Here is a 12,127-nt window from a genome sequence, read left to right as displayed (position 1 = left end):
TCCACAGGAGGCCGACCGGCTCGTTCTCCACCGGGAGCCTCGGCGCACCCGGCACGATCAGATGACGCCAGGTGCACCGTCCATGACGGACCGCTACGCCATCAGAGCAGGCGATTCGTGGCCGCCCAGCGGGTCAGCTCGTTGCGGTTGGACAGCTGCAACTTGCGGAGCACGTTCGAGGCATGGGACTCGACGGTCTTGACCGAGATGAACAGCCGCGAGCCGATCTCCCGGTACGTGTAGCCGCGCGCCAGCAACTGCATGACCTCGCGCTCGCGCGAGCTGAGCAGGTCGAGCCCGGGGTCGGTCGACTCCTCCGCGGGCTCGGGTGCTGCCGCGCCTCCGGCGGCGAAGGCGTCCAGCACGAAACCGGCCAGGCGCGGGCTGAATACCACGTCCCCGTCCGCCACCCGGCGCACCGCGTCCAGCAGATCCGGTCCGGAGATGGTCTTGGTGACGTAGCCACGCGCGCCGGCCCGGATGACGGCGATGACGTCCTCGGCGGCGTCGGAGACCGACAGGGCCAGCCACCGCACCTCGGGCAGCTCCGCCCGCAAGGTCTCCAGCACGGCCCGGCCACCTCCGCCCGGCATGTGCACGTCGAGGAGGACGACGTCGGGGCGGGTGGCGCGGATCCCCTCCACCGCGGAGGGCACGTCGGCGCCCTCGCCGACGAACGTGACGTCGTCCCCCAGCTCCGCGCGCACACCCGCACGCACCATCGCGTGGTCGTCGACCACGAACACCCGGGGCGCGCTCATGCCGTGCTCCTCGATCCGCTCCCGCGGAGCGCTCCGCTCCTCGCTCGTTCCTCGCTGCGATGCTCACGCCCCTGTCCGCTCATGCGGCCACCCGGGGAAGCACGAGCTCCACCTCGGTCCCGTCCCCCGGTGCCGACCGGACCACCGCCGTCCCGCCCAGCCGCGTCAGCCGGCCGCTGACCGAGTCGCGCAGCCCACGCCGGTCGTCGGGCACCGTCGCCGGATCGAATCCCTTGCCGCGGTCGCGGACGAAGACCGACACCCGGTCGGCGGTGACCTCGGTGTAGAGGTCGGCGGCCGTGGCGCCGGAGTGCTTCGCGGCGTTGACCAGGGCCTCGCGGGTGGCCGCACCCAGCGCGGCCAGCGGCTCGTCCATCGGGGCGTCCCCCACGACCACCGGGTCCACGAGGAGTGCGTGGTCGGCCTCGACGTCGGCGACCATGCCGGCGACCAGACCGGCCCACGTGCCGCCCTCGCGGACCACCGGCGGGTCGTAGAGCCACGCGCGCAGCTCGCGTTCCTGGCTGCGGGCCAGCCGGCTGACCGCCTGGGGGTCCTCGGCGTGCCGCTGGATCAGCGCCAGGGTCTGGAGCACGGAGTCGTGCAGGTGCGCGGCGACGGAGGCCCGTTCCTCCGACCGGATGCGAGCCGCACGCTCCTCGTCCCGGGAGGTCAGCAGCCGCCGCCAGATCGGCGCCGTGGCGAGGACGACGCCGGTGAGGATGACCAGGGTCGCGGCGAACCCGTTGCGGGCGTTGGCCAGCTGGCCGGTGGTGGCCAGGAGCAGGATCACGCCCCCGGCGGCCAGCGCGGCGCCACCGGCCAGCGCCCAACGGACCCCGGGAAGGGCCAGGGTGCGGTCGGTGTCGAGCTGCCGCCAGATGACCGCCAGCCCGACCGCGACGAGCACGAGCGGCAGCACGAACTCGCCGCTGCCCAACCGGGAGACCTGGCCGACGATGACGATCCCCGCGATACCGAGGACGACGAGCGTGAGCAGCTGCCGCTTCCCCGAGTGCGCGCCGAGGGGGAAGGCGCCAGGAGCCGGCTCCTCGTCGCCGGCCGCCGCCACGGGCATGGTCAGCCAGAGCAGCGCGTACATGACGACGCCGATACCGGTGGTCGCCAGGACGACGAAGGCGACCCGCACCACCATCGGGTCCTGCCGCAGGTGGGCGGCCGTGCCCGCCGCGACGCCGGCGAGCAGCCGCCCGGAGCGCGGGCGCGCCAACGGGGGTCGCTCGGTCGCCGGGCGCACCAGCGCCTCGGTCGCAGGGGTGGTCACGTACTCGATCGTCGCACCGCCGCCCCCGCCTCCGACACGGGTCATCACCCTGGAAGACCGGACGCCGGTGTTCCAGGGTCGGATGGGGGCGTTCCCTGATGGATTCCGTCCGCCCAGGTCGGCAGTCTTCTGCCCATGACATCCGCACCGCCCCCCGCAGCACCGCCCCCCGTCCCACCGATGGAGCCGCCGTCCTGGCCGCCCCCGCCACCCGTGCCTCCGCCGCCCGTCCGCCCGCAGCTGCGCCGCAGCCGCACCGACAAGATCCTCGGCGGCGTCAGCGGTGGCCTGGCGGACTACAGCGGCATCGACGCCCTGCTCTGGCGGGTCGGCTTCGTCGCCCTGACGCTCGCCGGCGGCACCGGGATCGTCGTCTACCTGCTGCTCTGGGTGCTCATGCCCGCCGGACCGCATCCGGCTCCCGGCACCGCGGTGGAGACGGCGGCGCCCGCCCCGGCGGAACCGCGCTCGCCGATCCCCCGCATCACCGTCGCCGGCCTGCTGATCGTGGTCGGGCTGCTGGCCCTGATCACCAACGTCACGGACTGGGACATCGGCGCCCGCGGCTTCCTCGGCTCCGCACTGCTCGTGGTGGGCCTCGGCCTGGTCGTGGCCGCGTTCACCGGCGGCCGCAGCGCCCGCGGCGGGCTCATCGCGCTGGGTGTGGTCCTCTCGTTGGCCCTGGCCGCGGCGTCGTCGCATCCCTGGAGCAGCACCCATGCGGATGTGGGCGACCGGACCTACCGGCCGGCCACCGTCGCGGAGGTGCGCGAGGTCTACCGCGGCGGCGTGGGCGACCTGACCCTCGACCTGACGCAGCTCGACCAGGGGATCTCCGGCGATCCGGTCACCACCCGTCTGGAGCACGCCGTCGGCGACGTGAGCGTCGTGTTCCCCCCCTCGGCCGACGTGCAGCTCCTGATCGAGCACGGCGTCGGTGACGTCGACGTCTTCGACCTCGGGTCGGACACGGAGGGGTTCTTCCCCGGCTCCGGCTCCCGGTCGTGGACCGACGACGGCGAGCCCGAGTTCGTCCTGACCATCGACTCCGGCGTGGGAGACGTGGAGGTGTCCCGTGACTGACTACAGCGAGTTCCCGACCACACCCACCGCATGGCAGGAGCAGCAGCTCCGGGACTGGCAGACGGTGACCCCGCTGTCGACCGAGGACGTGGCCCCGCCGAGTCGCCGGGCCGTGAACATGGGCGCCCTGATCCCCGGACTGTTCTTCGTCGTCCTGGCGATCACCCTGATGGCCGGAGTGGACTTCTCGCTCGGGCTCTGGGCGGACGGCGGCCTGGTGTGGCTGCTGCTCATCGGCGGCGGGGTCGCGCTGCTCATCTCGGAGGTGAAGAAGGCCCGGCGCCGCCGCGGCTGAGCAGGCGGCGCGGATGTCCGAAGGGCCCGGGAGCGACCGCTCCCCGGGCCCTGTCGGCTGTCCGGGCACGACGCCGGCGCGGCGACGGGCTGGAACGGCCCCGCTGCAGGGGCCCGGCCCGAGCGTCAGCGAGGGCTCAGGACGGTAGGTGCTGGAGCGGCCCCGCTGCGGGTGCCCGCTGCGAGCTCGCGAGCAGTGGGGGCAGCGGGGTCCTCACTCCCACTCGATGGTGCCGGGGGGCTTGCTCGTCACGTCCAGCGTCACCCGGTTGACCTCGGGCACCTCGTTGGTGATCCGTGTGGAGATCCGCGCCAGCAGGTCGTAGGGGAGCCGGGTCCAGTCCGCGGTCATGGCGTCCTCGCTGGACACCGGCCGCAGCACGACGGGGTGGCCGTAGGTGCGCCCGTCGCCCTGGACGCCGACCGACCGGACGTCGGCCAGCAGCACCACCGGGCACTGCCAGATCTCGCGGTCCAGGCCGGCGGCGGTGAGTTCGGCGCGCACGATCGCGTCGGCCCTGCGCAAGGTGTCCAGGCGCTCCTGCGTCACCTCGCCGACGATCCGGATGCCGAGTCCCGGCCCGGGGAACGGCTGGCGCCACACCATCGCCTCGGGCAGCCCGAGCTGGAGGCCGACCTCGCGGACCTCGTCCTTGAACAGCGTGCGCAGCGGCTCGACAAGGGTGAACTGCAGGTCCTCCGGCAGTCCGCCGACGTTGTGGTGGCTCTTGATGTTCGCCGTCCCGGTGCCACCGCCGGACTCCACGACGTCGGGGTACAGCGTGCCCTGCACGAGGAAGTCGACGGTGTCGCCGTGCTCCTTGGCGTCGCCGACGACGTCGAGAGCGGCCTGCTCGAAGACCCGGATGAACTCCCGGCCGATGATCTTCCGCTTCTCCTCGGGATCGGAGACGCCGGCCAGCGCTCCGAGGAACTGCTCGCGGGCGTCGACCACCCGCAGGTCGACGCCCGTGACGGCGACGAAGTCGCGCTCGATCTGCTCGGTCTCGCCCTCGCGCATCAGCCCGTGGTCGACGTAGACGCAGGTGAGGCGATCGCCGATGGCCCGCTGCACCAGGGCCGCGGCGACCGCGGAGTCGACGCCGCCGGACAGCGCGCACAGCGCCCGCCCCTCGCCGACTTGCGCGCGGATGCGCTCGACCTGCTCCTCGACGACGTTGGCCATCGTCCAGGTCGGCTCGAGGCCCGCGATGTCGAAGAGGAAGTGCTGGAGCACGGTCTGACCGTGAGCGGTGTGCCGCACCTCCGGGTGGAACTGGACGCCCGCCAGCTTGCGGTCGACGTCCTCGAACGCGGCCACCGGGGCACCGGTCGACGTCGCCGTCACGGTGAACCCGGGCGGCGCCTCGCTGACGGCGTCCCCGTGGCTCATCCAGACCGACTGCTCCACGGGCAGCGAACCGAACAACCGACCCTGGGTGGTGATCGTCAGGGGTGTGCCGCCGTACTCGCGGTCGCCGGTGTGCGCGACCGACCCGCCGAGGCTCTGGGCCATCGCCTGGAAGCCGTAGCAGATGCCGAACGCCGGGACGCCCGACTCGAAGAGCGCGGGGTCGACCTGCGGCGCGCCGGGCGCGTAGACGCTCGACGGCCCGCCGGACAGCACGATCGCGGCGGGCTTGCGGGCGACGATCTCCTCGGCGGGGACGTCGCTGGGGACGATCTCCGAGTAGACGCCGGCCTCGCGGATCCGGCGGGCGATCAACTGGGCGTACTGCGCGCCGAAGTCGACGACGAGGACGGTCGGGAAGTCCATCAGTCGTCCTGGACGGGCTCGTAGCCGCCGATGACCAGGTCCACCCGCTGGAACTCCTTGAGGTCCCGGTAGCCGGTCTTGGCCATCGTGCGGGCCAGCGCGCCGAACAGGTTGGTCCGGCCGTCGGCGCTCTCGGCCGCGCCGAGGAGGACGTCGTGCACCGAGCCGGCCGGAGGGATCGGGGCCGACGTCCCGCCGCGGGGCAGCCGCGGGTGGGCGGCCACCGAGTCCCACCAGATGCCACCCGCCGGCGCCTCCGCCGCGGCGCGCAGCGGCTCCCCCAGCTGGACGGCGTCCGCGCCGCAGGCCAGTGCCCGGGCGATGGCGCCGCTGGTCTCGATCCGGCCGTTGGCGATGACGTGCACGTACCGGCCGCCGGTCTCGTCGAGGTAGTCGCGGCGGGCCGCGGCGGCGTCGGCGATCGCGCTCGCCAGCGGCACCCGGATGCCCATGACCGTGTCGGTGGTGGAGTAGGTGTCGGCACCCACCCCGACGATCACGCCGGCGGCTCCGGTGCGCATGAGGTGCAACGCGGTGGTGTAGTTCGCCGCACCGCCGACGATCACCGGGACGTCGAGGTCGGCGATGAACTCCTTGAGGTTCAGCGCCTCGCCCTGGGTCGTCACGTGCTCGGCGGAGACGATCGTGCCCTGGATGACCAGCAGGTCGACGCCCGCCGACAGGATCGTCGGGGCCAGCTGCGCGGTGTGCTGCGGCGACACCCGCACCGACGTGGTGACCCCGGCGTCGCGCATCTCCTTGATGCGGGAGGTGATCAGGTCGGGCTTGACCGGCTCGGCGTACACCTGCTGCAGCACCGCGACCGGCGGAGCTCCGTCGCCCGCCGCCTCCCGGATCCGCCGGTACGCCGGGCCGGGGTCGTCGTACCGGGTCCACAGTCCCTCGGCGTTGAGCACGCCGAGGCCGCCGGCCTGGCCGACGGCGATCGCGGTGGCCGGGCTGACCACCGCGTCCGAGGGGCTGGTGACGAGCGGGATGTCGAACCGGAAGGCGTCGATCTGCCAGGCGGTGGAGACGTCGTCCATGTCCCGTGTGCGGCGGGACGGGACGATCGAGACCTCGTCGAGGTCGTAGCCCCGGCGGGCGAAGCGGTTGAGCCCGATCTCCACGGTGTCGCGCGCGCTCATGCTCAGCGCCCCCGGTAGTTGGGGGCCTCGACGGTCATCTGGATGTCGTGGGGGTGGCTCTCCACGAGCCCCGCCGACGTGATGCGGGTCAGCCGGCCCCGCTCCTTGAGGTCGGCGATCGTCGCCGCGCCGGCGTACCCCATGGAGGCCCGCAGGCCGCCCACGAGCTGGTGGGCCACTCCGGACAGGGCGCCGCGGTAGGGCACCTGCCCCTCGATGCCCTCCGGGACGAGCTTGTCGTCGGAGAGCACGTCGTCGGCGAAGTAGCGATCCCGGCTGAACGACTGGTTGCCGCGCTTCTGCATCGCGCCCAGCGACCCCATGCCGCGGTAGGTCTTGTACTGCTTGCCGTTCATGAAGACCAGCTCGCCCGGCGCCTCCTCGACCCCGGCGAACAGGCCGCCGATCATCACGGTGTCCGCGCCGGCGACCAGCGCCTTGGCGATGTCACCGGAGTACTGCAGCCCGCCGTCGGCGATGACCGGCACACCGGCCGCCCCGGCCGCCAGCCACGCCTCGTAGATGGCGGTGACCTGCGGGACCCCGACGCCGGCGACGACCCGGGTGGTGCAGATGGAGCCGGGGCCGACGCCGACCTTGACCGCATCCACACCGGCATCGACCAGGGCCTGGGCGCCGGCGCGCGTGGCGATGTTGCCGCCCACCACCTCGACGCCGTTCTCCCCGCCGAAGTCCTTCTTGACCCGCGCGACCATGTCGAGGACGGCGCGCTGGTGACCGTGGGCGGTGTCGACGACGAGGACGTCCACCCCGGCGTCCACGAGGAGCCCCGCCCGCTTGTAGGCGTCGTCGCCGACGCCCACCGCCGCGCCCACGACGAGCCGGCCGTCGGCGTCCTTGGTGGCGTTGGGGAACTGGTCGCGCTTGACGAAGTCCTTGACCGTGATCAGGCCGCGCAACCGCCCGGCCGCGTCGACGAGCGGCAGCTTCTCGACCTTGTGCTGGGACAGCAGCCCGAGGGCGGTGTCGGGGTCCACGCCCACCGGCGCGGTGACGAGCGGCATGGGGGTCATGACGTCGCGCACGAGCCGGTTCTGGTCGGTCTCGAACCGCATGTCGCGGTTCGTGACGATGCCGACGAGCACGCCGTCGGCGTCGACGACGGGGGCACCGGAGATGCGGTAGCGGGCCGACAGCGCGTCGACCTCGGCGAGGGTGTTCTCCGGCGAGCAGGTGACCGGATTGGTCACCATGCCGGCCTCGGAGCGCTTGACCAGGTCGGCGTGGCCGGCCTGCTCCTCGGCGGAGAGGTTGCGGTGCAGGACGCCGACGCCGCCGACCCGCGCCATGGCGATGGCCATGCGGGCCTCGGTCACGGTGTCCATCGCGCTGGAGAGCAGCGGCACCGCCAGCCGGATCCGCCGGGTGAGGCGGGTGCTGGTGTCGACCTCGGTGGGCACGATGTCCGACGCTCCCGGGATGAGCAGGACGTCGTCGTAGGTCAACCCGAGCGGGGCGAACTTCGCCGGCAGCTCGGGCACGGAGTCGGGCTGCATGTGCGCGGCCACCCTTCGCGGAATCGGGTCGGCACCCCTCGCCGGGCGCGGGAGGACTGCACCCGATCGTAGGCGGCGGCCCTCGGGGGGCGGTGTGATGTCCGTCGGGCCGTTACGGTTGAACCGTGACTCCGTTCGACGACACCTCCGGTTCCGAGTTCGGGCCCCTCGACCCGGCGGGTCAGCCCCCGCTGACGATGGAGGAGCGCGCCGGCGTCCTGGACGACCTGGCCGAGCTCGAGGTGTTCCGCACGCTGCTCGAGCCGACCGGCATCAAGGGCATCGTCGTCGACTGCCCCGACTGCGACGAGGAGCACCACGTCGACTGGGCGCTCATGCAGGCCAACCTGCGCCAGCTGCTGGACGAGGGGCAGACCGGCCGGCACGAGCCGCCGTTCGACCCGAACCCCGACGACTACGTCAGCTGGGACTACGCCAGCGGGTACGCCGACGGCGTCGCCGCGACCGCCGAGCGCGAGGAACCCTCCGGCCGGCAGGGCGGCGGCCGCCACTCCCGCGACGACTGAGCGACGACACCGTCGTCCCTCCGGAGGACACCGCGGTGACACCGCGATGACACCGCGATGACACCGCGGTCCTCCGGACCGCACCGCGATGACACCGCGATCCTCCGGACCGCACCGCGATGACACCGCGATCCTCCGGACCGCACCGCGATGACACCGCGATCCTCCGGACCGCACCGCGATGACACCGCGATCCTCCGGACCGCACCGGGGCCAGGGCCGTACCCCTGTTGCGTCGAGCCGCTGAGTCCCGCCTGCGCGGAACCCATCGGGGCCCACTCGGCCCGAACCCCCGTGGCTCGGCGGATCAGCACGCTCGGAAGCTGCCCTCCGACCGGCGGAGACAGCCCTCAGTGGGTGGTGATCGTCGGGATGGCGCCGTCAGGTCATGATGCCGCGACGGAAGCCGGTGGCAACCGCCTCGGCGCGGTCCTTGGCGCCGAGCTTGCGGAACAGCCGGCGCGCGTGGGTCTTGATGGTGTCCTCGGACAGGTAGAGCTCACGGCCGATCTGTGCGTTGCTCTTCCCCTGGCTCATGCCGGTGAGCACCTGCATCTCACGCATGGACAGGCTCGCGGCCGGCGCCGCCTCACGGACGGTCGAGCGCACCGTCGGCGGGGCCGATCCGACCAGCGGCGCCGCGCCGCTCCACGCGGGTACGCCGCTCGTCTGGGCCGGCACAGCGTGCTGCGGGATGCGGCCGCCGTCGGCACGCAGCCCCACGCGGGACAGACCGAGGCCCATCTCGATCGGGCTGGCGTCCCACCGGAGGTAGCCGCGGGCGCCGAAGGCGACGGCGGCCCGGACGCTCTCGGCGTCGTCGGGTGCACCGAGGACGAGCACGGGCAGGCCCGGGTAGGCGCGCAGTGCCTGGGTGGCGGCGCTGAGCCCGGTGTCGACGGCGCGCTGGGTGCCGACGATGAGCACGTCGGGCGAACGGGTGGCCAGCCGGGACAGCAGCGACGCGGCGTCACCGACCACCTCCACCCGGCCGACGAACGGCAGGGCCACCAGACGTGACGCGACGTCGTCCCGGACCCGCCGGCGCTCGTCGTACACCCAGACAGTGGCGCCGTTGACCGGCCCCCGCATCCTGTCGTCGATCACGCCGTGCTCCTCGCTCCCCCCGGCCGGCTGCCGCCCGGGACCTTCCGCCGGGGACACCCGGACGGTGCCGCTCGGGTGGCGCCCCCGGTCGGGAGCCACCACCTCTGCGCTGGTCGCGGCGGGTGATCCCGGTGCACTTCCCTCCGGAACCGACGCGTCCAGAACCCACCTTGATCGACACGTCCGGGCTACGACAGCGGCCCTCACTCCCGGGGGTGAGGGCGGCGGCGAGGAAACATCGGGCGAAAAGTTGCGATCTCGACGTGTTTGACCATGCAGGGCCAAGGGCACCGGGCCCCTTGCAGCCGGACAGCCCCCCTCCGGCTCATCGAGCCCTGGAGGAGACATGGCCGACATTCGCAGGCTCCCGACGCCGGTGGCCGAGGTCTGGGACTGGCAGCTCCACGGCGCGTGCCGTGGCGAGAACACCTCCCTCTTCTTCCACCCCGACGGCGAGCGTGGTCCGGCGCGCGCCCGGCGGCAGACCGCCGCGAAGGCGGTCTGTGCGCGGTGCCCGGTCATCGACGCCTGCCTCAAGCACGCACTGTCGGTGCGGGAGCCGTACGGGGTCTGGGGCGGCATGAGCGAGGAGGAGCGGGCGCGGCTGATCGCCGCCGAGCCGGCCGCCGTCGCCGCCGGCGTCTGAGAAAGGACCCCGTCCCCCTACCCTTCGCGAGCTCGGGGCGGGACCCGGGACGGGACCATGTACGACGAGAGGGCGGGTCCGGATTCCTCCGGGCCCGCCCTCTTCGTGTCCCCGCTGTTGATCATCGGCGAGTGGCTGCCCGACACGCCGTCGGAGGCGACCACCCGCCGATGATCAACTCACCGGAGCGCTCGGCTCAGTGGCTGTGCCCGTGGCCGCCGTGCGAATGCCCGTGGGTGTGGTGCCCCGCACCGGCGTGCTCGTGCTCCTCCTCGGGCTTCTCCACCACCGCGGAGTCGGTCGTGAGCACCATCGCCGCGATGGAGGCGGCATTGCTGAGCGCGGCCTTGGTGACCTTGACCGGGTCGATGACGCCCTGGGCCGTCAGGTCGCCGTACTCGCCGGTGGCGGCGTTGAAGCCCTGACCGTCCCCCAGCTCGCGCACCCGGCTCACCACGACGCGGCCCTCGAAGCCGGCGTTCTCCGCGATCCGCGCCAGCGGGGCGTCGAGCGCCGCGCGCACGGCCCGGGCACCGGTCAGCTCGTCGCCGGAGAGGTCGAGCCCGTCGATCGCCGGGGCAGCGTGCACCAGTGCCGAGCCACCGCCGGGGATGACGCCTTCCTCGACCGCCGCGCGGGTGGCCGCGATGGCGTCCTCGATGCGGTGCTTGCGCTCCTTGAGCTCCACCTCGGTGGCGGCGCCGACGCGGATGACGCCGATGCCACCGGCGAGCTTCGCGAGGCGCTCCTGGAGCTTCTCGCGGTCCCAGTCGGAGTCGGTGGCCTCGATCTCGCGGCGGATCTGCGCCACGCGGTCGGCGATGGCCTCCGTGGTGCCCCCGCCGTCGACGATCGTGGTGTCGTCCTTGGTGACGGTGACCCGCCGCGCGGTGCCGAGCACCTCCAGGCCGACCTGGTCGAGCTTCAGGCCGACGTCCTCGCTGACGACCTGACCGCCGGTGACGACGGCCAGGTCGGTCATGAAGGCCTTCCGGCGATCACCGAAGTACGGCGACTTCACGGCGACGACCTTGATCGTCTTGCGGATGGAGTTGACGACCAGGGTGGACAGCGCCTCGCCCTCGACGTCCTCGGCGACGATGAGGAGCGGACGGCCACCGGTCGAGAGGACCCGCTCCAGGAGCGGCAGCAGGTCGGCCAGGGCGCTGACCTTGCCGCTGACCAGCAGCACGAGGGCGTCGTCGAGGACGGCCTCCATCGACTCGGGATCGGTGACGAAGTACGGCGACAGGTAACCCTTGTCGAACTGGACGCCCTCGGTGACGTCCAGGTCGGTGGACATCGTGTTGCTCTCCTCGACGGTGATCACACCGTCCTTGCCGACCCGCTCGAACGCCTCGCCGATCAGCTCACCGACCTGGGCGTCCTGGGCGGAGATGGTGGCGACGCCGGCGATGGCGGCCCGCTCCTCGACCGGGGTGGCGGCCTTGTCCAGCTGGGCGGACACGACGTCGACGGCGGCGCGCATGCCGCGGCCCAAGGCCATCGGGTTGGCGCCGGCGGCGACATTGCGCATCCCCTCGTGCACCAGGGCCTGGGCCAGGACGGTCGCGGTGGTCGTGCCGTCGCCGGCGACGTCGTTGGTCTTCGTGGCGACGTTCTTGGCCAGCTGGGCGCCGAGGTTCTCGTACGGGTCCTCGAGGTCGACCTCGCGGGCGATGGTGACGCCGTCGTTCGTGATGGTCGGGGCGCCGAACTTCTTGTCGAGGACGACGTTGCGGCCGCGGGGGCCCAGCGTCACCTTCACGGCGTCGGCGAGCTTGTCGACGCCGCGCTCGAGGGAGCGTCGGGCGTCCTCGTTGAACTTGATGATCTTGGCCATGGGCCCTTCCGATCAGTCGTGCAGGCGAAAGAGAACCGCCCCGGGGCCCGAGGTGATCGGGTCGCCCGGGGCGGTCTCGTGAGGTGCTGGAACGGCCCTGTCGCAGGGCCCCGCTGACGGCCCCGTCCCGGGTCCCGCC

The 12,127-nt window shown here is 73.0% G+C and carries 11 protein-coding genes; 4 read left to right on the top strand and 7 right to left on the bottom strand.

Translation table 11 applies throughout. From position 1 onward, the window contains the following. Positions 1-101 precede the first annotated feature (101 nt). Complete coding sequence (locus ACFSHS_RS01570) at positions 102-761, bottom strand: response regulator (RefSeq protein ID WP_376870893.1); 660 nt, start codon at positions 759-761, stop codon at positions 102-104. 79 nt (positions 762-840) lie between these two features. Next, positions 841-2,046 carry an ATP-binding protein gene (locus ACFSHS_RS01565; RefSeq protein WP_376870891.1) on the bottom strand — a complete coding sequence of 402 codons (1,206 nt, stop codon included), beginning with the start codon at positions 2,044-2,046 and terminating at the stop codon, positions 841-843. 180 nt (positions 2,047-2,226) lie between these two features. On the opposite strand from ACFSHS_RS01565, the gene ACFSHS_RS01560 reads away from it, so the two are divergent. Then, complete coding sequence (locus ACFSHS_RS01560; RefSeq protein WP_376870888.1) at positions 2,227-3,129, top strand: PspC domain-containing protein; 903 nt, start codon at positions 2,227-2,229, stop codon at positions 3,127-3,129. Beyond that, the gene (locus tag ACFSHS_RS01555) at positions 3,122-3,424 is read left to right on the top strand and encodes a hypothetical protein (RefSeq protein WP_376870885.1); all 303 of its coding nucleotides are present in this window, start codon (positions 3,122-3,124) and stop codon (positions 3,422-3,424) included. Before ACFSHS_RS01560 ends, ACFSHS_RS01555 begins: the two co-directional genes overlap by 8 nt. A gap of 213 nt (positions 3,425-3,637) precedes the next feature. Here ACFSHS_RS01555 and guaA read toward each other — a convergent pair whose 3' ends face one another. The 3 genes from guaA to guaB are packed head-to-tail and all read right to left on the bottom strand — an operon-like array spanning position 3,638 to position 7,865. Further along, on the bottom strand, positions 3,638-5,200 hold the full coding sequence (gene guaA, locus ACFSHS_RS01550; RefSeq protein WP_376870883.1) for a glutamine-hydrolyzing GMP synthase: 1,563 nt from the start codon (positions 5,198-5,200) through the stop codon (positions 3,638-3,640). Further along, the gene (locus ACFSHS_RS01545; RefSeq protein WP_376870881.1) at positions 5,200-6,348 is read right to left on the bottom strand and encodes a GuaB3 family IMP dehydrogenase-related protein; all 1,149 of its coding nucleotides are present in this window, start codon (positions 6,346-6,348) and stop codon (positions 5,200-5,202) included. Before ACFSHS_RS01545 ends, guaA begins: the two co-directional genes overlap by 1 nt. 2 nt (positions 6,349-6,350) lie before the next feature. Continuing rightward, on the bottom strand, positions 6,351-7,865 hold the full coding sequence (gene guaB, locus ACFSHS_RS01540) for an IMP dehydrogenase (RefSeq protein ID WP_376870879.1): 1,515 nt from the start codon (positions 7,863-7,865) through the stop codon (positions 6,351-6,353). 125 nt (positions 7,866-7,990) lie between these two features. On the opposite strand from guaB, the gene ACFSHS_RS01535 reads away from it, so the two are divergent. Continuing rightward, on the top strand, positions 7,991-8,392 hold the full coding sequence (locus tag ACFSHS_RS01535; RefSeq protein WP_376870877.1) for a DUF5319 family protein: 402 nt from the start codon (positions 7,991-7,993) through the stop codon (positions 8,390-8,392). A gap of 381 nt (positions 8,393-8,773) precedes the next feature. Here the strand turns inward: ACFSHS_RS01535 and ACFSHS_RS01530 are convergent, their stop codons facing one another. Then, the gene (locus ACFSHS_RS01530; RefSeq protein WP_458199619.1) at positions 8,774-9,499 is read right to left on the bottom strand and encodes a response regulator transcription factor; all 726 of its coding nucleotides are present in this window, start codon (positions 9,497-9,499) and stop codon (positions 8,774-8,776) included. 346 nt (positions 9,500-9,845) lie between these two features. Here ACFSHS_RS01530 and ACFSHS_RS01525 point away from each other — a divergent pair, with 346 nt between their 5' ends. Beyond that, positions 9,846-10,145: a WhiB family transcriptional regulator gene (locus tag ACFSHS_RS01525; protein ID WP_246982601.1), complete on the top strand. Its 300-nt coding sequence runs from the start codon at positions 9,846-9,848 to the stop codon at positions 10,143-10,145. 196 nt (positions 10,146-10,341) lie between these two features. On the opposite strand, the gene groL is transcribed toward ACFSHS_RS01525, so the two are convergent. After that, positions 10,342-11,988: a chaperonin GroEL gene (gene groL / locus ACFSHS_RS01520; RefSeq protein ID WP_376870874.1), complete on the bottom strand. Its 1,647-nt coding sequence runs from the start codon at positions 11,986-11,988 to the stop codon at positions 10,342-10,344. Positions 11,989-12,127: the final 139 nt, after the last annotated feature.

The sequence above is a fragment of the Blastococcus deserti genome (assembly GCF_042682525.1).
Taxonomy (GTDB): domain Bacteria; phylum Actinomycetota; class Actinomycetes; order Mycobacteriales; family Geodermatophilaceae; genus Blastococcus_B; species Blastococcus_B deserti.
Note: the sequence above shows the minus strand (reverse complement) of the source record. Positions and strands in the feature narration are given on the sequence as shown.

What these genes read in the sequence shown, in the direction of transcription:
- ACFSHS_RS01570 (WP_376870893.1), bottom strand. Translation starts at nt 761, where the DNA reads ATGAGCGCGCCCCGGGTGTTCGTGGTCGACGACCACGCGATGGTGCGT.
- ACFSHS_RS01560 (WP_376870888.1), top strand. Translation starts at nt 2,227, where the DNA reads ATGGAGCCGCCGTCCTGGCCGCCCCCGCCACCCGTGCCTCCGCCGCCC.
- guaA (WP_376870883.1), bottom strand. Translation starts at nt 5,200, where the DNA reads ATGGACTTCCCGACCGTCCTCGTCGTCGACTTCGGCGCGCAGTACGCC.
- ACFSHS_RS01545 (WP_376870881.1), bottom strand. Translation starts at nt 6,348, where the DNA reads ATGAGCGCGCGCGACACCGTGGAGATCGGGCTCAACCGCTTCGCCCGC.
- guaB (WP_376870879.1), bottom strand. Translation starts at nt 7,865, where the DNA reads ATGCAGCCCGACTCCGTGCCCGAGCTGCCGGCGAAGTTCGCCCCGCTC.
- ACFSHS_RS01525 (WP_246982601.1), top strand. Translation starts at nt 9,846, where the DNA reads ATGGCCGACATTCGCAGGCTCCCGACGCCGGTGGCCGAGGTCTGGGAC.
- groL (WP_376870874.1), bottom strand. Translation starts at nt 11,988, where the DNA reads ATGGCCAAGATCATCAAGTTCAACGAGGACGCCCGACGCTCCCTCGAG.